Here is a 20,000-nt window from a genome sequence, read left to right as displayed (position 1 = left end):
TTTACCTATATGAAACGAATTTCCGCTAGTTGGTTAAGTCGCTGTGCTGAGGTTATTGGCCGGTTGGCTCTAATTGCCTTTATCTTTTTCCTGTATTGGGTCGCTTCCGTAATCCTATTCCCTTACTAACATGACTAAGCCTCAGAATGATGAAGTTGGCGTACTGATGACGCTTGCCCTAATGGGTGCATTTGCGCTCTGTATGCTGGTTTATGTGGTCAGCCCCTACTGGCCGGTTATTACAGCCCTTTTTAAGTAAGGTAACGCTATCTATGAAGTACGACATTCACGTAAACCAAAAGTCAATAATAGACTACGGCTATGACATTGACATAGTTGATGGGGCTATAATTGACTTTTGTAGATTCTTTGCCTCTAGTCGTGCCTGTCGATTCTTCGTTGAGGGGGATAAACGCTACTACTGGATTTCACACAAGATCATTTGTGAACAGCTGCCTATACTGAAGCTAAAGCCAGACTCAGCCTATCGTCGGATGAAGGCGCTTTGCGACAAATCATTTATGGAGGCACACCCAGAGAATAGGCGAATGAATGCTAGTTGGTATGCTTTTGGAGTACTTGCCGATAGCCTATTTTCTACCATCGGAGAAAGAACCGTACCTACGGAAAATAATCCGATGGTTCCTTTATCTACCAGCGGAAATAAATCCGAACCATCGGACGAAAATCCGGTAGCCATCGGACGAGAATCCGTAGCACCTACGGACGAAAATCCGATGTATAAAGGAATACCTGATAAAGGTATTAATGATAAAGAAACAAAAAAGGGTGCTGTCGCTTTCGCGCCAGTTTCTGAGGCTATAGCAGCTGTTATTGTAAAGACAGAAAAAAAAGAAAAAGCCCCCAAAGTTGCGCCAAATCCCCCCACAGTTGTAACGATGCTTCGAACCATAGTAGAATCAAAAGTTGATGGTTACTACTGGGATGCAAAAAACGGCGCTGCTGCCAAGTCAATAGCTGACAAACTACGTGCTGCCATCAAGCAAAAGTCTGGTGAGTGTTCAGATGAAGACATAGCTAATGCCTTCACGGTCCTGATTGACGAGAGTAACAAACTAACAACCTTCTACCAGTTTACAGACCTACCAAAACTCAACGGGAATTTTAACGAAATCATTACGCAGATCCGCAATGGGAAATCAGCAAGTAGCCAGAGCAACAGAAACCGGAGTCGCCAGGATCAAACCGACGACAGAGCAGAACTTGATCGTCTCGCTTCAGAAATGTTCCGCTCTTGACATTACTGAAAAGCTGGAAGAGAAACCGTTCATGTTTCTGCTACAGCTGCAACGTTCGCTGACTATCGAGGTTGCTGCTACTTCGCCTACCGTCACTCAGGTTATTGCATATCAGGGCGAAGAGACAACAACGAAGGTCGTAGCAGCTGTACTAAAGCTGTTTAATGATGGGCTTAATACCAGCCTGCAAATGACTCCCAGGCAGTTGTTTGAATATGCAATGATCTGGATTGAATCTTTCCCCAATGAGACCGTAAAAGATTTGATTCTATGCATGAAACGAGTGAAGGCGGGTAGGTACGGGCCAATTTTTAATCGAGTTGATGGTACGGTTGTCAGCGATTTTTTCAGAAAGTACCTGCTGGAAAAGGCTGAATGGGGTGAGGCTGAAAACAAAAAGTATGTCTCTGAGCAGGTTAAAAAGGGCTTGCCGGTTCTGAGTATTCTGGATGACAAACAGAAACGAGCCATTGAAATGCTGACCCTAAAAGGCAAGGCACTAAAAACGCCTGAAATAACCCCCCTTAGCTCAGATAGACATTACTCTGATTATCTGGCTAAGAATGCTGAGGACATAGAATTTGAAATACTTGAGGATGTTGAGAAACGGGCAAAAGCCCAAAACATACCTGAAGTGCTGGAAATAGTAGTAGCCGAAAAGAACCGACGTATACAGAAAGCCAATGAAGAATTTAAAGACTATGAAGAACGATACCAGACCTACCCCAAATTACCGTAAGCATCTGGACCCTTCACAGCTGCCGATTCAGTCACTCAGAATTAACTACGTTGTCGGCATTGATCCTGACATAGATAAATCAGGGCTGGCTGTCTATTCGAGAATCAGTAAAAAGCTAACCTACTGTGATGCCGTACCTTTTTACAAGCTGCTGGAAAACCTTGCGCTGATCAAGCCAGGGGATGCCATTTTTCGAGTTGATGCCGGTTGGTTGAACAAGGGTTTTCACCATCAGAATGCACTGCCTGACGGATTTGAGAAATGGGACGTAGAAAGCAAACTAGCTTACTACTTCAAATTAGGCACTCAGGTAGGCCGGAATTTCGCCGTAGGTCAATTGATCGTCGGTCTGCTGGTGGCTACTCATGGGCAAGATAATGTTAGGGAGGTTCGGCCATTGCCCAGGAATCCAAAATGGTCAGCTGAGGATTTAAAGCGCTACACAGGATGGGATGCCCGGACAAATGGAGACAGCAGGGATGCCGCAAAACTTTGCTATAGATTATAATTCTTCACTTTTCTTCACTTTTAAATCAGTTTCATTATGTGGTTTTTATCAAAGATTAATTACCGTGTTCAGGGTGCTAAGGGCAAATGGAAAGCCATTTCTGAGCAGTTCATTCATGAAGGCGTAACGTATGGCGAAGTAGAAGCCCAATTAGCTACGCTGCTCGAAAAAAGGGTTTCTCAGTATGAGTACGACATTGACAAAATCAAGTTTGGTGCTGTCTATGAACCTCACAACAAAGGCGCTTTTCACAAAGTCACTATTGACGAAGTTAGTGTAAATGATAGTGGGGTAGAAACCAAAACTACGTATACACATTACGTTATTGCTGCCGATGTGCCCGAAGCCTTCGCAAGAGCTACCGATTACATGAAAACGTGGGGTTCTAGTACTACCATTGTAGGTGTAACAGAAAGTAAGGTTTTAGGCGTCTGGCATCCCCATAACCAGCAGTGGAAAGATGACTTTATGTCTCGTATGGCTGATCTGGCTGAGGCTGGACATGAAAAGAAAAAGAAAGATGATAGCCCGACTACCATTTTCAATAAAGACGGTTCAGCTAAGAAAGTAGCGTTTGTAGTTCCTGCCTCTGATGAACCTACTGTCTACCATCGACTCATGTACAATGAGGTTAATGGTATATTCCATTTTGAGGATTCAGAAAACGAATTGGCCGTTGATGCTGACTGGCAAGTACTAGTCGAGTCGACGTACCCTGATTTGGTGGCTGGCTTCCTTGCTGCCAATCCTGAACTGAAAGGCACTTTTGACGAAGTTAAAGCAGTCTATCAGGATTACGTTTCTGTATATCTGACTAAAAAGGCTGAAGATGAAGCCGCTAAATTGGCTGAGGCTAATGAAGTACCAGCTGAGGGACTGGAGCGCTTAGAATACAATGAGGTTGATTGGGTGTTTCATGCTGAAAATGTTGCCGTTTCTCGGGGTGACCGTGAGAATGATGAAAACTGGCAGATTGTCTGTGAATCAGAACCGGCAAGAATCATTCGTGGATTCCTTGCCCAATACCCTGCTTTTGCTGGATCTCTTTTGCAGGCACAAAACAGCTTTGACTGGTACAAAACTCAGGTTTTGCTAGCTGATGCTGAGGCTGAATTGAAAGAAGCAATTGAGCGTCGGCCTGATACGGATACCGCGGACTCTATGCAGGAAATGATTCAAAATTTTGTGGATCGGCATTCTGTAAGAGACGAGGTTGTTACTCGTCCACTGTGGGCTGATGACTCAGTTACCGAATCAAAGCAGCATGCCGATACGGTGTTTACTTCGGTAAAGGAAATGGCAAAGGGTCAAATGCCCGTAGCTAAAAAGGATATCAAGCCAGCTGCTGTAGAAAAGCCTAAATCGAAATCGAAGGCTAGTTCTAAGCCTAGCTTTAAAGACGCAATCGGTAAGGCTGAATAATTAACAGCATGCAGCCCCGGCTATCGTTGGGGCTGCTTCATTCTCTCTCACTCATGCTTTACAAATCAGCTGCTGACATTGCTATTGAAATAGGATATCAGCTAATGCCTCACTGTGAAAAACTGAACATTGCTGGTAGCATTCGACGCAAAAAGCCACAGGTTAAAGACATTGAGCTTGTCTGTATTCCCCGCTGTATTGCCCCTACTGATCTATTTGGCAATGTAATAGGAAAGCCTGAGCCAATACCCGCCTTTGTCGAGCTCGTTAAATCGCTCGGGGTTCCTGTACGGGGTCAGCCAACAGGCAAGTATACCCAAATAACCCTGCATCAGGGCATTGCATTAGATCTATTTATGCCTGACAGCTTCGACTACTACCGTACCTACGCTATACGCACAGGGTCAGCTGACTACTCAGCTAAAGTGATTGCAGGAGGCTGGAAAGCAAAGGGCTGGTGTGGATCGGATAAGGGACTGAGGCTAATTGCTGACTGTCAGAATCGGGCAACAGGGGGTAAGATGGATTGGATTTGCATAAACCCCAATGCTGAGAAGCCGCCCGTATGGGAGAGTGAACAAGAATTTTTTGACTGGCTTGGTGTCCAGTGGATTAAGCCAGAACTAAGAAACCTTTAACCCTAAAGCAGTATGTATGATTACCGTGAAACAGTAGAAGGCAAACGACGCTTTGCCAACCCTGAGATTTACGAGAAAACTCTAAAGTTTCAGCAGGAAATGGCTAAGCATGGTATTGCTTGGCATAATCACTTTGCTAATGAGTGTACAATAGATTTCTGTTGTTGTGAGGGCAATAACTTATCAGATACAAACTACCACACCTTTATTCCATCATTTAGAACAGTTGCTAAGCAGGCATTAGAGGAATTGAAAGGGCAGCTAAGCATCATAGACAATATGCGTGAAATCAAAAGTAAAATAGACAATCTGGTAAAGGACTTTGATTGATAGCAGTTCAACTAACTCTTTAATAGTAATTCTAATGACTAATAAAACACAACTGGCAGTACGAACCCTTGTAGCTGCTTTACTTTCAGATACTGAATTATACTTTGCCTATCAGTCAAATATTGCAATGGCCATATTTGATACCTATAATAAGGAACATGGGGGCTATTTCGATGCAAGGCCAACACAGCCAGAAATGCACAAGATTTGTAATGATGGGGCTAAGCGGTTCCTTGATCTGCTATGCCGAGAAATGCCAGACAATACGGATGACACTACGTTTCTGGAAAAGTTAACTGAGTTGCAAAGTAAAATAGGCTATGTAGCTGGACATATTCACCCTGTAGCCTTTTTAGGGTTGCTCGGTGAAGCAGGTGAAGTAGCTGCCGAAGCAAAGTTTAATACTAGCGAATTGACCCCATTTGACAAGAATGACCAAACGGGCTATCAGGCTAGATTCCTAAACGAGAAACTTGTACAGTATTCCCATTTGGCCGAAAAGGTTGATAGTTTAAAGAAGATTATTCGCAATGAAAAAAATCCCTACCTGTGCATTGTGGTGTCAGATGGAGAATTATTCAACAAGGAGTTAGCTGACCAATTCTATTACCTCAAAGCTGTTGCTGCTAATCAAGGCCTGACAATCGAGGATCTTGCCCGTATCAGTTACGAAAAGGTTGTTGCTCGTCGGGGTGAAGTTAAACAGGGAGACCCCGCCAAATAATGTTTTGGCCTGGGCTGTGGATATCTGACGGCCGTAAAAATAAAACTGCTGCCTAATTCATTTAGGCAGCAATAAACTTCTGAATCATGGTAACAAATCCAGCCCTACGCTACTTTGGCGGTAAATGGAAATTAGCAGATTGGATACTGCCCTTTTTCCCTGCTCATAAAATTTACTATGAGCCTTTTGGTGGTGGAGCTTCAGTGCTATTGCAGAAATACCCCTCAGCAATTGAAATTTACAACGACCTGAATAATGAAGTTGTAGATTTTTTTGAGGTATTACGTTCGCGACCGCAAGAGTTAATAGACATGCTGTTGCTTACACCATATAGCCGTGAGGAATTTGATAGGTGTGGTACTTATTCAGGATCGCGCGTCGAAGATGCCAGACGGTTCTATGTTCGCTCCTGTCAGGGTCGCACGTTTACCGGCACAATTAGCAACAGTAATAGTTGGCGAATACAGGGCCGAATGAATAAAGGTTCTGGTGTACATCGGCTCTGTAAGACTTGGAATGATGCCGACAATTTACGGGCTGTTGCTGATCGACTCAGGCAGATTTATATTGAAAAGCTTGATGCTATTGAATGCATCAACCGCTTTGATGCCATCGACGCACTTGCCTACGTAGACCCTCCCTATCTACATTCTACAAGGTCTGCAACTCGCTATGCTCTTGATTATACCTATCATCAGCATCAGAGTTTGGCCGAATCGCTGAACCAATGTAGATCCATGGTAATACTATCTGGCTACCGATGTGATGAATATGATACATGGTATGCCGATTGGAAACGCGTCGATCGCAAAACCCAAACCGGAGCGGTCAATACGGGCACAGATAGAGCCTCAGCAATAGAATCTATCTGGATTAATCAAGCTGCACAATCTAAACTACTCTCACTATTTTAACCATGGCCACAATAGAAATAGTAAAACCCATCCGAGTGCAGCGAAAACGAACAAAGGGTTTCAAGCTGCCAGCTGGTACGGTGTGCGTTACGCGCCCCGGTAAATGGTCAAACCCGTTTACTGTCGAAGAGGAAACAGTAGCCATAACTCAAAAAGCTAAAGAGGCTGGATTTGTACCAGTAAGGCCAATTGAAAAGCAAGCCAGAAACGAGGTTGTAACTAAGTTTCATGACATGATTGCTGACCCCTATTCTCATCATGTAATGCCCGAGATTCGGGAACGCTTTATCTATATGCGTGAACATCTGGAAGATTTAACAGGCAAGAATTTAGCTTGCTTCTGTAGTCTTGATCAACGATGCCATGCAGACATATTACTTAAACTAGCCAATCCTGAATAATGGCCATACCTACTAATTTCATCGAGCAAAACGATATTCATACGCCTATCGTTGGGGAGCCTTACCCCGTTTGGATTTCAGAAACCAAACTAGGCAAAGAGCCGGTTCATCAGACTATTTCCCTTTGGCAACTATCAGATATGGAAATAGAGACAATCAAAGATACCGGCGTTGTCTTTTTGAAGGTCTATGGGTATCAGCCCCCAATTGAAATTATTGGCGGTGACCCTGTGGAGTTCGAAGGCCAAAACTTTGTTTACAAGCACCCTGACTGTCGAGACCTGCCGGTATATCGAAAATATATAAAACTTGCTGGAGCTAAGACAATAGAAATTACGTCAGCCTGGGCATTGCAGCCGGGAATGCTTCAGCAGATTATAGGTAATAATAAATCGGTTACTCTTCGGGTAATTGGCGCTCAGCCCCAGGTAGAAGTATTTGCTAATTTTTCAATCGATTAATCCCTTTAAATCAGAGTAGTGATGAACACACAAACAGTACAAAAATTTGAGACCTGGGCAATTCTGGAGCTTTTTGGTCATCAGCAAATGGCTGGGCATGTCACAGAGCAAACATTTGGCCCTGCAACTTTCTTTCGTGTTGAAGTGCCACAAACGACAGAAAGCCCATCATTTGATAGGCTGCTGAATCCGTCTGCTATCTACGCGCTAAATCCAGTAACCGAAGAGGTTGCCAAAGCCAGGGCTGAACAGATTAAGTTTAAGCCTATTACTGCCTGGGATATTCGACAGATTCTAAAGCCTGTTGACGAAACGTCACAGCGTCGAATTGAATCAGCAGGACATAATGACGACGACGATTTAGAATATTAAAACAAAACCCCCTTACTGGTACCAGTAAGGGGGCAACTATAGGCCGACTAGCGAGGAGATTTTCAAGATCATTGCGCCGAAGCTGAAGCAAATATAAACTTTTTAATTAAAATCTTATGCCAGCCCCAAGCTTAGATATTACCCACATTAAGACGAGCAAACAGTATGCCGGTGAAGGTCTCCGAAGAAAGATAATCTTACGCTACTGGCTACAATGGTCAAACCGTCGTGACTTGAGCCGTACTGTATTGCGGTTAGAGCTTTATGATGAAGCAGGCAACAAAGCAACTGAGGCTAATTTGCAGCTGCCTAAAGTTAAAGTAACAGGCTATGTGCCAGCCAGCGAAACTAGCCCCGCAATGCCAATCTATGATAGCGCTGTTGTTATCAAGCTTGATGACATGGATAGAGAAAAGCCGCCTGTTTCCTTTCGCTATTGGACAGTAAACGCGTTATTTACAAATTCTGATATTGTCGAGGGGCAAATGTCAGGAGTATTTGACGATCTAACCGTTTTTGAATAAATTATAGCTATGGACTTAATTTCATCTCTGATTGATGTTGCTGCGCAAGAACAAGTGCGTAAAATTGATGATCTGCTATTAGACCGACTTCGCCAGCATATACCGGATATTACAAAGCAGAATATAAGCGAATATGCTCACCGCCTAACCTCTGTCTCGGTTGAGGGGAGCGAATACCCAAAGCGATTATATCTTGATTCGACTATCTTGATTTTTGAGCAACTAGAGCCTGAAATGAATGAATCCTTTGATGAAAAGGGAATTTTTACAGTAACTATGACTCAGCCATTTAGATAGCATTAAATTCTTGCTCAATAAAAAAACCGGCCTCATCTATGAGCCGGTTTTTTTGCATTCTTAACCTAAACTAATCTTCACTGAATAAGGGTGCCAGTGCCTTTTTACACTTGGCTAATAATATCTTTCGCTCTGCCAGTCCATTATAGCCGCCGTTAATTTTTCGGGTAAGAGCATCTGGATTATCAGTATCAGCCAGGGCATTCAACTCGTTATCTTTCCAGAAAACAAACGCTGACATCATACCATCATCAGGCCGTTCCATATACTCAGGGTGCGTTACGTAGTCGATACCCGTTAGCTCAAAGAGCCGTATATACTTATCTTTAAAAGTATTCTGCATTGGCCCTCTGCCTCTGTATTTCCAACCGTCACCCGATTCAGGAGGTCCATTGCCGCCCCGATTGGCATACACATAGTTGGCTATTTTCTCAGGCTGTCTCGCATACAGCTTGGCAAATTCCAATGTAGGAAACCGCTTAGGCCAAGTGTCACACAATGCCTTTGCTGAATAGTTTAGATTTTCAACCGTTGCTGATAGCCCGATGCTTTCATGCAGGATCTGGGAAAGGAAATGTGCCAGCCTGAGAAACGTATTTACTTTATAGGTTTCCAGCCGGCTATTTATGGGCGCTACGTACTTAGAAGCATGAGCAGGAGACGCCCCGCAAGTAACTAAAATAGAGGCTGTTAGCTCATTTTTCATAGTTATAATGTTAAACTATTGTTACAATTCTATTAACAATTGTTAACAGTAGGGCTAAAAAAATACAATAGCCCTAGCTGCCAGAACTACAATTGTAATTGCGCCAGTGCCTGCAAGTACGTTTTTAGCCGTTTGGCCGACATTCCTGATAAATTTACCTGCCTTCGTTTTGGGCTGCTTTCCCTGACAATCGGTTAAATCCTTTTGTAAACTCTCAGCCCTTGCCGACTCCGTATTTCTATCCATCGTCAGCACAGCATTGGCAGTATCCTTTTGGGCTATGACTTTATTCGCTTCTACCAGACTTGCCTGATAGCCAAGAATAGCCGTACGGCCTGATTTTTTTAGCTCCTTAATCTCTGCCTTCAAACTGTCATTTTCCGTATGTTCAGCCTGAGCCCGGTTGTACCAGTAGCCAGGGTCTGGATTGAAAATTACGGGTATGGGCTGAGCCTTGCCCGTAATAGCCAGCAGATACAATGCCGCTACGGTCATCAGGATTAAGAGCGTATGAAACAGGTTCTTTCTCATTTCTCAGACCGCTTTAAAAAGTCCGTTGCTGCCTGGGCTGTCGAATCGCCAATAGTTATAGTTGATGACCCTACCGGCGTTGCTGCATCTTTTAGCTGTAGCTCCTGCCGTTTGGTATCTGAGCAGCTGCCGATTAGCCACAGCATAACAACAACCGCAAATGCACCCCCTGAGACCTTTATAACAACTACATCAATCTGATTGGCTATAACCAAATAAGCAACGATGACCAAAACCATAATTGCGACCACTGAAAAGGCAATAGCAGCGGCATGCTCGTACACAGCTGGATTATTGACACTAGCCCCTGTTACACCAATAAACGAAGCCGCTAACCCTAAGAGCCCATACCTGACAGTGCCAGGGGTTTTATCATCCAGTACGTAGTAAATGGCCAGCGCCCCAATAGCAGCCGCCACACAAATAATCTGAGCAAGTATGATCCACATGAGATTACGGTGTTGTTTTTTTAAATGTTAGAATTGATTTTACCAGTGAAGCAAAAGCACCTAATGCCCCCTCTTCCTCAATTGTCTTACCATTTTTGGTTAGGCCTGCAATCCAGCTGTTACCCAGAAAGCCAAATAGCCCCCCAACAGAAGCTAACGGCAAGGCAGGGATAACCAGCGAAAACCAGCCTAGCACCCATTCGAATATATAGAGGATGCACAGGACAATAAAAAAAGGGGGGAACGCCAGCGCAAACCCATGAAATACCGGTACTTTTTCAGGCTTCCCAGCCCGAATATTGACAGCGATAAATAAGACGAGGATAACAAATGTATCCCTACCTAAAAACTCTATAACTGCATCCATATTTATAATCCTCGTCGGTTGAGTGGGTGTATTGCTATTAATTCTGATTCACTATGCCTGAGTAAGCAGGTATCGGCTTTGGAGCCGCGCCGTAATAGGTTTGGTTTTGATCGTCTGGCGAAACATCAAACTTGAATAGGTGTGCCCCTGGGCCGTACAACTGAATCTGAAAGGTATTACCTCGTAAGCCTCCGCCCGGTAGTTGTACCATATGCGTAGACGATTCAGTATACCCCTGACCCATGCCAGCGATAATATAAACTGTAGTGCTTCCGTCTGGATTGGCCTTATATCGTAACATTGCTGCCAGCTGTGCAGGGTCACGAACGCCATCATGATAGCCGTAGGCCTGGGGTCCGGTTAGCCGTTTCCAGTCACCAGTACTGTTGGTTTTTACGTCTGGATCTTCTACAAGCGTCGACCCTTCGTACCAGTCTTCAAGTGGTTGCATGTCAGCCCTAGCCTGATACATGGCTGTGTAAGGGTGTAGCAGCTGAGCGTACCAGTCATTACCATCAAGCCCCCTAGATGCTCCAGCCGGGAAAACGTGAAAGCCCCAACCATTCTCATTGCCAGCAAAAAAGCGGGTTACCATGTACTGAGCGTAGGAAATATAGGGAGCCTCCCAGACTTTGGGAACGTCACCCGAATTACGTACCGTCTGGCTCAGCTGAACTCGAAAAGGGGTACGGGCAAATGTTGGGTTTTGCTGACCATTGACTACAGCCCCGTAATTCCCTTCATAGGGGGGTTCCCTGAGTCTGAAAATAGGGTGCAGCTTACCATACTTGCGTAGCATGATTTCCCGGTTAGCCTGAATGTAGGCCTTTTCATCGGCTACTATTGGAATCGGTTTAATCGCTTTCCAAAGATCCTGATACGTATACTTGTCAGGATTATTCCAGATTGCATTAGCGTCAGCTTCGGAAATATCATAATGAAATTGATAATAATAGCCCATCATGATATCCTCATTCTGGTACTGACTGCCCGTTAGCTTATAGGTAGCCTTGCCGCCGCCTGGGCGATTTAGTGTAATCGTACCATCAGCTGAGCCGCCAATGTTTGATACATCAGCGAAGGACTCAATAAAGGGCTGTGTCTTCCCTATCTTATCTAGGTCAACCTGCCCTTGCTGCATGGACGAGCCATAGCTAATCATTACCTTCTGATCTTTGGCACGTTCCCGAACAACGGCAAATGCTAAGGCAAGCCTATTGCCCCGACGTACATTCTGCTCAGCTTCCATTAATCCCGAAGCGTCCAACTCTTCGAGTGTTCGCGTTCTGCCGTCGAGCTCACAAACAATACGTTTATTTTTACTTGACTCCCAGCTAGCCCAATGCCCTTTACCTGTATAGCATGACTTATTCCAGAAGTTAGACGTTTCATTGTTGAATACTACCAGCCCTACCCCTTTGTCTGGGCCATCCTGACCCGCTCCAATGATTCGAAAGTAGATGTTGTTGTAATATTCCTGTAACGATGCCTCATAAACCCCGTTGCCTTCTAGGGGTCCATTATAAGCTGACTCCGTGTAATACAGAACAGCGTCACCCCGTTCCAGCTGGCTTTTTTGATCGTCGGTCAGTGAGCTTATCTGTATTAGATTTTCCCCAACGGCTTTACGGTCTGCTACCGATCGATCGGCAACAAAGTCAACCGAATATTTGAACGTATTGCTGTAGGCCTTTTTGCCAAACTGTTCAGGCCGGAATTTGCCAATGGGCTCCAGTGTGTACGTGCTCAGCTGCTGGCTAGCCTGCCGGTTGTTGACACTGCTTGTTTTATTTGAGTTGTCAACAGGGGTAACTAGGGGAGGTGAAGGGTCAGAACTGTAGTAAATGGCGCCATCAGCAAACCTGCGTTGTGAATAGCCAGCAGGAGCCGAAACGCCAGCCGGTTCAGAAAGCCCATCAAAGGACGTAGCACCACCTGACAGCTGATCAATCAGCCCCAGGTAGGTAGTCGTTACATCTTTACGAGATAATAGGTTTGTGCCCCGAAACAGGAAGCCGTTACCTATGTCTTCAGTAAGGTATAGTTTACCCCCAACAGATCGAACAATAAGCAAGTGATTCTCCCTTGTTCCCACTACCTGACTATCGTACAAAATCCCTTCAGGACGAACAGGAGCTACTACAGGAGGAACAACTACAGGGGGAACAACTACAGCAGGGGCCGGTATGGTATACTTAATCGAGTTGGCCGTTGGGTCTCCTGGTAGTTGAATGCTGATACTAATTTTAGTGCCAGCGGGTAAACTGTCCCGAGGAATTGCCAGCGCCTGAACCGCAAAGAGCAGCCAGAAAAAGGATATTTTTTTAAATAGATTCATGTTCGTTAGTATAAAAAAACAGGTTGCCCGACCGAGCCCGACAACCTGTTTTTGTTGAATGTAAATCTGATTTCTACTATGCCTGATACCGAGCCCCTACCGTTACCTGTGTGTTGCTCACATCGACCCGCTGAACATCAATCTGCGAGGCATTGGTAATTCCTTCAAACGTGAAGAACATACCCGTTGGCAAGGCAACTGCCGTTCCAGCTGCTCCCTGACGTACTGAAATAGCCGTACCAGTGCCATTGAAGATTGTTAGCTTACTACAAACTGTTGAGGCAAACGCTGCCCAGTTGGAGCCGGTTGCTGCCGTTGTTACGGCAATGTTGGCAACCTTTGGGTCAAGTAGAGCATCAAAGATTTCCTGTAGTGTATCAATGGCTGTCGTCGTTAGGCCGTTGATGCTGGTAACATTGCTCGTCGTCAGGTAAACTGAGTTGGTGCCCTGCTTAATCTCAACGCCAGCCGCGTTCTGTGGGTAAATGGGGTTTACCCGTTGTGTAATTGTAGGGGCCGTAAATACTATAGTATCTGCCCCTGTTTCGACCACCTTTAAAGATGATCCAATTCTTGTTATAACGTACACGGTAAAATCGGTTTAAGGTGAAAAGTCTTAATTGAAGAATAGACTATAGCGAGTAATGATTATCTAATCAATACTCGCTATTATCCAACTAGAGAATCTTCACCCGGAAGATGCCCGTTACTGTTTCCCAGCCATCGTAGTTTTTTGTAAAACCAGCAGGCTTAGCGAACGTGCCAAAGTGAATACTTGGCGTAATCGTGTATTTTGGGTAGGCTGTATCCTGCTCACGAACACGAATGTCATGATCAAGGGTAAAGGTTGGCGCTGCTGTGTTGGCTACGCTGAGCGAAGCAGTACCATACGTCGTATTGGCTACTTTGGTAGCAGCCAGGACACCCCCGTTTTCAATCAACTCATGTTCCATGATCGTTTCCATGCAGAACGAACCGGCATCCATTACAATCAAATGATCCTGACCGCTCAGCGTGTCAATGGATGGATCATAGTAGAACTCAACGTCTAAAAGCTCAAATAGCTTGGCATAATCGAAACCCAAAGAAGCCGCCGAAGCAATTTTCTTCCGGTTAAAATACCGCTGCCATTTCGCGCCACCCACACAGATAGCCTTGCCTTCAAACTGGTGAATCTGCATCAAATCCGTCAGCCAGTCCCAGACATACGGATTAACCGAGCCATCGGTATTAAAGCCCTGAATCGTGGGTACGCCTGTATTTGCCGAAGGTCCAAGCATCAGATTACCGCCAGCCCCTGCAACGAGTGCTGTAGCAATAACGGTATTGATGTTTTGCAGCACATAATCCGCTTTCTTCATGATGTTGTCACCCATGTCAGATAGCAACTGAAAGCCGGAAATATTCACGCTCAGGTTACCCGCATTCACCTGCTTCAAATAGGCTTCCGTTTCCTTTTCTAGCCGCATTAAATCGGTAGTCAGGTACAAGTAATCCTCTTCACGGTGCAACGTGTAATCAACGTTCAATGCCGTTGCGTCGGTTGGCCGGTCGCCATCAGCTACCGTACGGCTGGTTTTAACCGTTGCCGTTTCCTGTGGCCGGTAGTTCAGTGTAACGCGTGCCTGTGGAGTCGTTTGGCCGGAAATGATTGAAAGGCGATTGCCGTTTTTGGCATTCTTTGGATTCATTTCAGCAATCAGGGCTGCATTCTGTGGAGAGCGCGAAGCCTGCAAAGAGCCATAAGGCGAAAACTTCTTTCGGTTTCCCGAAGTAAGGCTAATCGCTGCCATTGCAATTCGGGCAACGGCCAAATTGGTATTAGATGCCATGTTTCAGTTTTTGTTGTTTACTGTTCATTGTGCCTACTACGCATCAGCATTCGTACTTTCAACCCTTACCCTTTTGCCCGTTCGATATTTCGGCGCTGTGCTTCGCTGATCTGTACCTCTTCACCGGTTGGCCCTTTGGTTTGGATTGGCGCTACTGGGGCAGGATCTGACTTTTTGATATACTCATTATCAGCTAACGTTTTAGCTAAAATCGCATCGGCATCAACCTCCTTGTTATCGATAAAAAGGGGCAGCGTATTATCGTCTTTACGCATTACCTTGTTAGTCTTCAAGTCCAGCACTCCACCAACGGCATTGAGCGTGTCATGAAAATCAGCAATTACCCGTTTTCCTTCTTTTGCTTTCGCAAAGTCAGTAACATCTGTTCGGGCTGTTACCTTCATAGCTAATCGATCAAAGTAGCGCTCACGCTCGTGATTGCTGGTAATCGTAGCTATTTCAGTATCCTTGTCTGTTTTCAGCTTGGCAATTTCATCATTCAGGGTTTTTAGAGCAGCAGCTGTATCGGTCGAACTGCCGCCTGCCAACTTCAATGCCTTTGCCTTTTCAAAAAGTTTGGTAATCTTTTTGGTTGTCATCTTGTCCCCTTTCAGGGCTTCGATTTCAGCAGGCTCAAGGAAATCAGCTAGTGCAGGATCTAATAGCGCGTCGATGCCGTTTAGGGCTTCAGCCGTGAAAACACCTTTAATTTTTGGATTGGCTTTTGCTTCGGCTTCAGTGATAAGATTGGCCGAAAGCGGGTTTGCAATCAGCGTATCATCAGCATCTGCATCAGCAGGAATCAATTCCAACATACTGGTAAACTTTGCATCTGTGATGGTAACACCAGCACGGGTAGCCATTTTTGTAAATAGTGTTCTTAATAACATAGTATTTGCCCGAAGGCCGGTTTACTGTTTGTTTGCCCGAAGGCCAGGAAAAAAAATGAATCAATAATTAATTAATCTACAGGCTCGGACTCCTTTTCAGGTTTAGCCTTAAGGAAAGGCACGACTACTGGAGCCTCGAAGGTGTCACCCGAATCTGTTTTCTCCTGGGTATACTCAGCCGTACCCAAAAGCTTAACATAGCGTCCAAGAGGCTTGCAGAATCCCGTTTTTGCGTTGTACTCGTCTTCGTGCTTGGTGACAGCCAAATAGTAGGAGTAAGGAACGTCGGACCGCTTCTTTTTTTCAATTACAATTAGTTCGCCTGAGTCTTCATCATACGATTGACGAGGGCCGAACTCTACCATTACTTTGTCAGATGGTTTTAGGTCTTTAATTGCTTTTGCCATTAGTTATTGTTAGTTAAAATTGAATACGTTCTTTTTGATACGGGTAGCAGCCGATGCCGACAGTTAAAGCCCCCGCAATACCAATAGATTGTCTGTTTATTGGTACCTGGGATTTTGCCAGCCCATGACTGATCTACCCAACTTTCTACCTCAGCCTGGGTAAAGGTTTTGCCAAATCGCTCAGCGCAAAAACTACGGGTAGTTGTAATCTGGGTACCCATGTAGTAGTAATGCTTTAGGTTTAACCCTTCCGCAATCGTCTGTGAATAGCCCCTTGAAAATTGATACAGGGCGCTGCTGGCAATCGTTGACACTCCCTTTGTTGACAGCCCATTGTCATTTAGCACTGCCGTAAGTGTGTTTCTTAGTTCAGCTGCTGTCGACTTTGTGAGTACAGCTGAGGTTAAAACATCGCCAACAACCCGGCTATACGTTGCTTCCATTGTCGATGTGAGCAGCGTTTTGGTTTGCTCGGTTAGCTGCCTGATTGCCTCAGCATAGGGCTCTGAATCGAAATCAGGAACAGTGCGCGTGAAATAGACATTAATTCGCACTGCACTTTCATTCATACGGGCAATCAGCTGATTGAGCAGCGTACCAAAACCAATGCGAAAAAGCAGGTTAGGCATATCAGCCTGCCAGATGGTTACCGCCCTCATGTTAGCAGCCCATTCCTCTTTTGTCGTTGATCGACCCCGAAGAAACAGCCCATCAATCAAATTGCTTAGTTCAGTCAACAGATTTGCATTTAGGGCTAGCAGCAATAACAACAGTCCAGCATCCCACTGCTGAATGTCGTTATCAAGTTGCTCTATGTCCTCAATTTCATCCATTGCCCTACAATTGGTTATTGTTTTTAATGTCCGCTATTGGCCCTAATACGCCCTCTGTTTGTGTTGGCAATCCCGTTTTTGGATCAATCATTACGGGCTTTGCATCAGCAAGAATTTCCCTCACTCCAGCCAACAACCGTTCGTACTGCTTATCAGGTTTTAAATCCCAAAATCCCTCACCCTTTCTTAGTTGATCGGCTACCAGTCCGTCAAAATTGACCGACAGCCAAACCCGTTCCGCTAGTGCTTTGTACTGAGGGCTCTGTACGTCCATTGTCAAACGAGCAGTCGACAACAGGAATAGCTTAGATTCCATGTTGTAGTTTTTATAAAAATCCATTCGTTCCCGGATTTCATAGCTACGGTAGTAATCTGAGTTTTTGCCCGACTGGTATTCGATTAGCTTTTTTTCAAGCGGTGCCCGTAGGTTAGCGTCAAACTCATTTTTAACAGCTTCAGATAGTTCCGCCCTGGTAATCTCTGAATTCTCAATGCTTAGCCGAACAGGAGACAGCACAGTAGGAATTTCACTTGCCTGATTTCGCTGATAAGCCCCGCATTCGTAGCCAAATTGCAACAGGGAACAAATATGCTTTCCGTGTACAATCAGCGTCTTATACAGTTCTTCACGGTCCAGCGCCTTCGCTATGCCGCTCTGATTGTTAAGCGATTCCATCAGGAACTGCATATTAGTCACCTCGTAAGCCGCTTTTTTCTCCCGGTCGAATTCGCCAATAAATACTTTTATTGGGTCAATATTTCGAGGAATAAAGCCGCCTGGGGGAATTGGCAAATTGCTTGGCCTGCCTTCATCCTGTGGATTGTTGGCAGACGGTGAACTAACGATTATCAAACCGCCAACGCCTGAGCCACTGGTAACGTAGCCGCCTTCACATTTTGGACATTTAGCCTTACCAATCATTTCGTGACTGGCATTCTTTATAGGTATATAGCCATCAACACATTCTCCAGCGCCCCCCACTGCCGAATCAGGGCATTTCTTAGGGGCAAAACGCCATTCCTCACCGCTAACGTGAAAATTACGCTCTACCTGAATGTCACTGCCAACCTCCTGCGTACCTTCAATGTGTGGCAAGGCATCCGCCAGGATTGATTCAAAATATTCCTCCCCGGCATCATTTGAACTGACGAGCGTATACGTTGATTTCTTGGCTGTTTTCTCTTCAGCTTCATCCTCATTGATTTTGCCAATCTTTCTGGCTGGCATCGTTGGGCAATTGTGAGCCGGTGCCTTGAAATAGAAATCAAACTGCTCAGGATTTTCAGCATTGGCCAAATACTGAGCACCTGTAATATCCCATAGCAAACTAGTCTCCTGATTGGCTTCTTTCTTGGCTAACTGACGAGCTACACAATAACTGTCACCATCAACGAAAATCAGAATCTTGCCGGTTTTCTCCGGACCTTTTTCGGTCTGTATCCAGGTACGTTCTGGGGATTCCAAAACAGCAAACTCGCCTTTGCGGAACTGATAAACGCATTCGCATTTAATCAGCACGGGCATAGGCTTCACGCGTTCGGTGTCGCTGTCTGGCTGAGTTAGTGGCAGAACGACGAATACAGCGTTTGGGTCATCGACGTACTTTTTACGAATATTGGCAAAAAACCAGTCAACAAAATTGCCATCCTTCGTATAGGTACTATCAGAAACAAAAGCCTTGAATGAATCAGTAGCCTCTGCCGAAATCTTAGGATAGGTAACGTCAAAATCGTCCGCCTGCTTGATGTAATCAAGTGCCTCAATAACCCGACGACGTAAAGGCCGCATCGGGTTTCGGTAGATTTCTTTCCGGTAAATCTTGTAGGCTTCGCGCTCTTTTGGCCGGTTTATGTCCAGATAATCAGGGTACTGCTTTCTAAAAACAGTACGTAGCCGGTCCCTGTGGTCAATGCTGGCCTGATAGAACGTATGCAGTAGCCGAGCTTTCGGTTTCCCGCTTGCGTCTAGCTCCAGGTAAGGTTCAATATCTCGTTTAAAATCCAGCATAGTTGTAAAGATTCCACCTGAACAGCTGCCTGTCCAGATGGAAGAGATTAGAAATTAGGAAGCGACCACTTTAAACGCCCATTCACCCATAACGCCCGTAACGTTTTCGGCAATAACTTTCAGGCTATACGTACCCGCTGTCAGGGCGCCAATCGTTACAACTCCTGTGCTAGTGTTGATCGATGTTAAGGCAGGAGGGGCTGACCCATCAGCTGAAAAGAGGCTAAACTTAACAACTGAGGTTGCCGTAGTTTGTACCAGCGCTCGGGTAATGGTGCCACCACTGCCAGCGGTCATATTGAACTGAGCGCCTGACAGTACGTTGACAAGTACCGTCGTCGTAATGGTTGGCGAGAACGTGTATTTAAACTGACTGACAGAAAGCAGCTTTTCAAAGCCCGATGACCCGGAAATAAGGTCAGGATCTACCTGCCCATCAGAGCCAAGTGAAATCTGAAAACCACCGACAATTTCTTCCGTGTTGTTACCCGCCGTTTCGTCACCGATGTTGAGGAAAACCGGCTCTGCCAGATCGTAACGATAGGTTTCTACGCTACGGTCCGTAAAGGCGTAAATATCATACTCGCCAAAGTTGTAGCGAAGTTGATTGAAGAACAGCCGGTTTAAATAGAAGTATTTAAACGTAAAGTCGAGGATTTCTTCAACTTCACCCGTTGGCCGTGCCGACCGGCGAGAGCCGAACACAACCTTTTCCATGTCCTCTTTGGGCTTGCCGCGTTTGCCATTGACAACGCCGTTACCAAATGCCCAGCACTGCCCGTTCCAGGCTAAGGCTTGCAGCATAGTGACAATATTGTCTACTGTAACCGCTACTGGTGACCCCGATGGGGGAGGGGTAAACGTGGTTGCTGACCCAATGTCTGGCAAGGTGTTTTTAGGCACGAAAAACAGCCCGATATAGTTGCCTTTGGGTAATTTCTTGCCCGTAGCCGCTATACGCAAAGGAGCCCCGACAGCGTAGGGGTCCGAAACGAAATCTTTTAATGATGCTCCCATTTTTTAAGTTGTTGTTTACTTGTTCACTGTTTA

26 protein-coding genes are annotated in these 20,000 nt (G+C 45.3%); 14 read left to right on the top strand and 12 right to left on the bottom strand.

The window, feature by feature from the left end; all coding sequences use genetic code 11:
* Nucleotides 1-130 precede the first annotated feature (130 nt).
* The 14 genes from ACYVGO_RS37785 (at nt 131) to ACYVGO_RS37720 (ending at nt 8,589) form a co-directional block, all read left to right on the top strand.
* On the top strand, nt 131-259 hold the full coding sequence (locus ACYVGO_RS37785) for a hypothetical protein (RefSeq protein ID WP_460973978.1): 129 nt from the start codon (nt 131-133) through the stop codon (nt 257-259).
* 13 nt (nt 260-272) lie between these two features.
* Entirely contained in the window at nt 273-1,259 is a 987-nt protein-coding gene (locus ACYVGO_RS37780; protein ID WP_460973977.1) for a hypothetical protein, read from the top strand.
* Between the two features lie 31 nt (nt 1,260-1,290).
* Nucleotides 1,291-1,998 carry a hypothetical protein gene (locus ACYVGO_RS37775; RefSeq protein WP_460973976.1) on the top strand — a complete coding sequence of 236 codons (708 nt, stop codon included), beginning with the start codon at nt 1,291-1,293 and terminating at the stop codon, nt 1,996-1,998.
* Entirely contained in the window at nt 1,961-2,506 is a 546-nt protein-coding gene (locus tag ACYVGO_RS37770; protein ID WP_460973975.1) for a hypothetical protein, read from the top strand. The genes ACYVGO_RS37775 and ACYVGO_RS37770 overlap by 38 nt, the downstream gene beginning before the upstream one ends.
* Nucleotides 2,507-2,542: 36 nt before the next feature.
* Nucleotides 2,543-3,928 carry a DUF4494 family protein gene (locus ACYVGO_RS37765; RefSeq protein ID WP_460973974.1) on the top strand — a complete coding sequence of 462 codons (1,386 nt, stop codon included), beginning with the start codon at nt 2,543-2,545 and terminating at the stop codon, nt 3,926-3,928.
* Nucleotides 3,929-3,981: 53 nt separating this feature from the next.
* Nucleotides 3,982-4,566, top strand: coding sequence for a hypothetical protein (locus ACYVGO_RS37760; protein WP_460973973.1), 585 nt, complete (start codon nt 3,982-3,984; stop codon nt 4,564-4,566).
* A 12-nt stretch (nt 4,567-4,578) separates the two neighbouring features.
* Nucleotides 4,579-4,896, top strand: a complete 318-nt coding sequence (locus tag ACYVGO_RS37755) for a hypothetical protein (RefSeq protein WP_460973972.1) — start codon at nt 4,579-4,581, stop codon at nt 4,894-4,896.
* 34 nt (nt 4,897-4,930) lie between these two features.
* A complete protein-coding gene (locus ACYVGO_RS37750; protein ID WP_460973971.1) occupies nt 4,931-5,620 on the top strand; it encodes a hypothetical protein in 690 nt (229 codons plus the stop codon).
* 86 nt (nt 5,621-5,706) lie between these two features.
* Entirely contained in the window at nt 5,707-6,534 is an 828-nt protein-coding gene (locus ACYVGO_RS37745) for a DNA adenine methylase (RefSeq protein ID WP_460973970.1), read from the top strand.
* Between the two features lie 2 nt (nt 6,535-6,536).
* Nucleotides 6,537-6,935, top strand: a complete 399-nt coding sequence (locus tag ACYVGO_RS37740) for a DUF4326 domain-containing protein (protein ID WP_460973969.1) — start codon at nt 6,537-6,539, stop codon at nt 6,933-6,935.
* Nucleotides 6,935-7,396, top strand: coding sequence for a hypothetical protein (locus ACYVGO_RS37735; protein WP_460973968.1), 462 nt, complete (start codon nt 6,935-6,937; stop codon nt 7,394-7,396). The genes ACYVGO_RS37740 and ACYVGO_RS37735 overlap by 1 nt, the downstream gene beginning before the upstream one ends.
* A gap of 21 nt (nt 7,397-7,417) precedes the next feature.
* Nucleotides 7,418-7,768, top strand: coding sequence for a hypothetical protein (locus ACYVGO_RS37730; protein WP_460973967.1), 351 nt, complete (start codon nt 7,418-7,420; stop codon nt 7,766-7,768).
* Between the two features lie 116 nt (nt 7,769-7,884).
* Nucleotides 7,885-8,292, top strand: a complete 408-nt coding sequence (locus tag ACYVGO_RS37725; RefSeq protein WP_460973966.1) for a hypothetical protein — start codon at nt 7,885-7,887, stop codon at nt 8,290-8,292.
* A 9-nt stretch (nt 8,293-8,301) separates the two neighbouring features.
* A complete protein-coding gene (locus tag ACYVGO_RS37720; protein ID WP_460973965.1) occupies nt 8,302-8,589 on the top strand; it encodes a hypothetical protein in 288 nt (95 codons plus the stop codon).
* Between the two features lie 70 nt (nt 8,590-8,659).
* Here ACYVGO_RS37720 and ACYVGO_RS37715 read toward each other — a convergent pair whose 3' ends face one another.
* From ACYVGO_RS37715 to ACYVGO_RS37660, 12 genes are all read right to left on the bottom strand, one after another.
* Nucleotides 8,660-9,295, bottom strand: coding sequence for a glycoside hydrolase family 19 protein (locus tag ACYVGO_RS37715; protein WP_460973964.1), 636 nt, complete (start codon nt 9,293-9,295; stop codon nt 8,660-8,662).
* Nucleotides 9,296-9,349: 54 nt separating this feature from the next.
* The gene (locus tag ACYVGO_RS37710) at nt 9,350-9,826 is read right to left on the bottom strand and encodes a hypothetical protein (protein WP_460973963.1); all 477 of its coding nucleotides are present in this window, start codon (nt 9,824-9,826) and stop codon (nt 9,350-9,352) included.
* Nucleotides 9,823-10,275, bottom strand: coding sequence for a hypothetical protein (locus ACYVGO_RS37705; protein WP_460973962.1), 453 nt, complete (start codon nt 10,273-10,275; stop codon nt 9,823-9,825). The genes ACYVGO_RS37710 and ACYVGO_RS37705 overlap by 4 nt, the downstream gene beginning before the upstream one ends.
* A 4-nt stretch (nt 10,276-10,279) precedes the next feature.
* The gene (locus tag ACYVGO_RS37700; protein ID WP_460973961.1) at nt 10,280-10,642 is read right to left on the bottom strand and encodes a hypothetical protein; all 363 of its coding nucleotides are present in this window, start codon (nt 10,640-10,642) and stop codon (nt 10,280-10,282) included.
* A gap of 37 nt (nt 10,643-10,679) precedes the next feature.
* Complete coding sequence (locus ACYVGO_RS37695; RefSeq protein ID WP_460973960.1) at nt 10,680-12,980, bottom strand: hypothetical protein; 2,301 nt, start codon at nt 12,978-12,980, stop codon at nt 10,680-10,682.
* Between the two features lie 76 nt (nt 12,981-13,056).
* On the bottom strand, nt 13,057-13,569 hold the full coding sequence (locus tag ACYVGO_RS37690) for a hypothetical protein (RefSeq protein ID WP_460973959.1): 513 nt from the start codon (nt 13,567-13,569) through the stop codon (nt 13,057-13,059).
* 88 nt (nt 13,570-13,657) lie between these two features.
* Entirely contained in the window at nt 13,658-14,812 is a 1,155-nt protein-coding gene (locus ACYVGO_RS37685; RefSeq protein WP_460973958.1) for a hypothetical protein, read from the bottom strand.
* Between the two features lie 65 nt (nt 14,813-14,877).
* On the bottom strand, nt 14,878-15,675 hold the full coding sequence (locus ACYVGO_RS37680) for a hypothetical protein (protein ID WP_460973957.1): 798 nt from the start codon (nt 15,673-15,675) through the stop codon (nt 14,878-14,880).
* Between the two features lie 98 nt (nt 15,676-15,773).
* Nucleotides 15,774-16,109, bottom strand: a complete 336-nt coding sequence (locus ACYVGO_RS37675; protein WP_460973956.1) for a hypothetical protein — start codon at nt 16,107-16,109, stop codon at nt 15,774-15,776.
* Entirely contained in the window at nt 16,109-16,942 is an 834-nt protein-coding gene (locus ACYVGO_RS37670) for a hypothetical protein (protein ID WP_460973955.1), read from the bottom strand. The genes ACYVGO_RS37675 and ACYVGO_RS37670 overlap by 1 nt, the downstream gene beginning before the upstream one ends.
* Nucleotides 16,943-16,946: 4 nt before the next feature.
* Entirely contained in the window at nt 16,947-18,950 is a 2,004-nt protein-coding gene (locus tag ACYVGO_RS37665; RefSeq protein WP_460973954.1) for a hypothetical protein, read from the bottom strand.
* A 54-nt stretch (nt 18,951-19,004) separates the two neighbouring features.
* On the bottom strand, nt 19,005-19,967 hold the full coding sequence (locus tag ACYVGO_RS37660) for a hypothetical protein (RefSeq protein WP_460973953.1): 963 nt from the start codon (nt 19,965-19,967) through the stop codon (nt 19,005-19,007).
* Between the last annotated feature and the right edge of the window lie 33 nt (nt 19,968-20,000).

Source organism: Spirosoma migulaei (assembly GCF_054776855.1).
The sequence above is the reverse complement of the archived record's forward strand: the minus strand, read 5'-3'. Positions and strand labels throughout refer to the sequence as shown.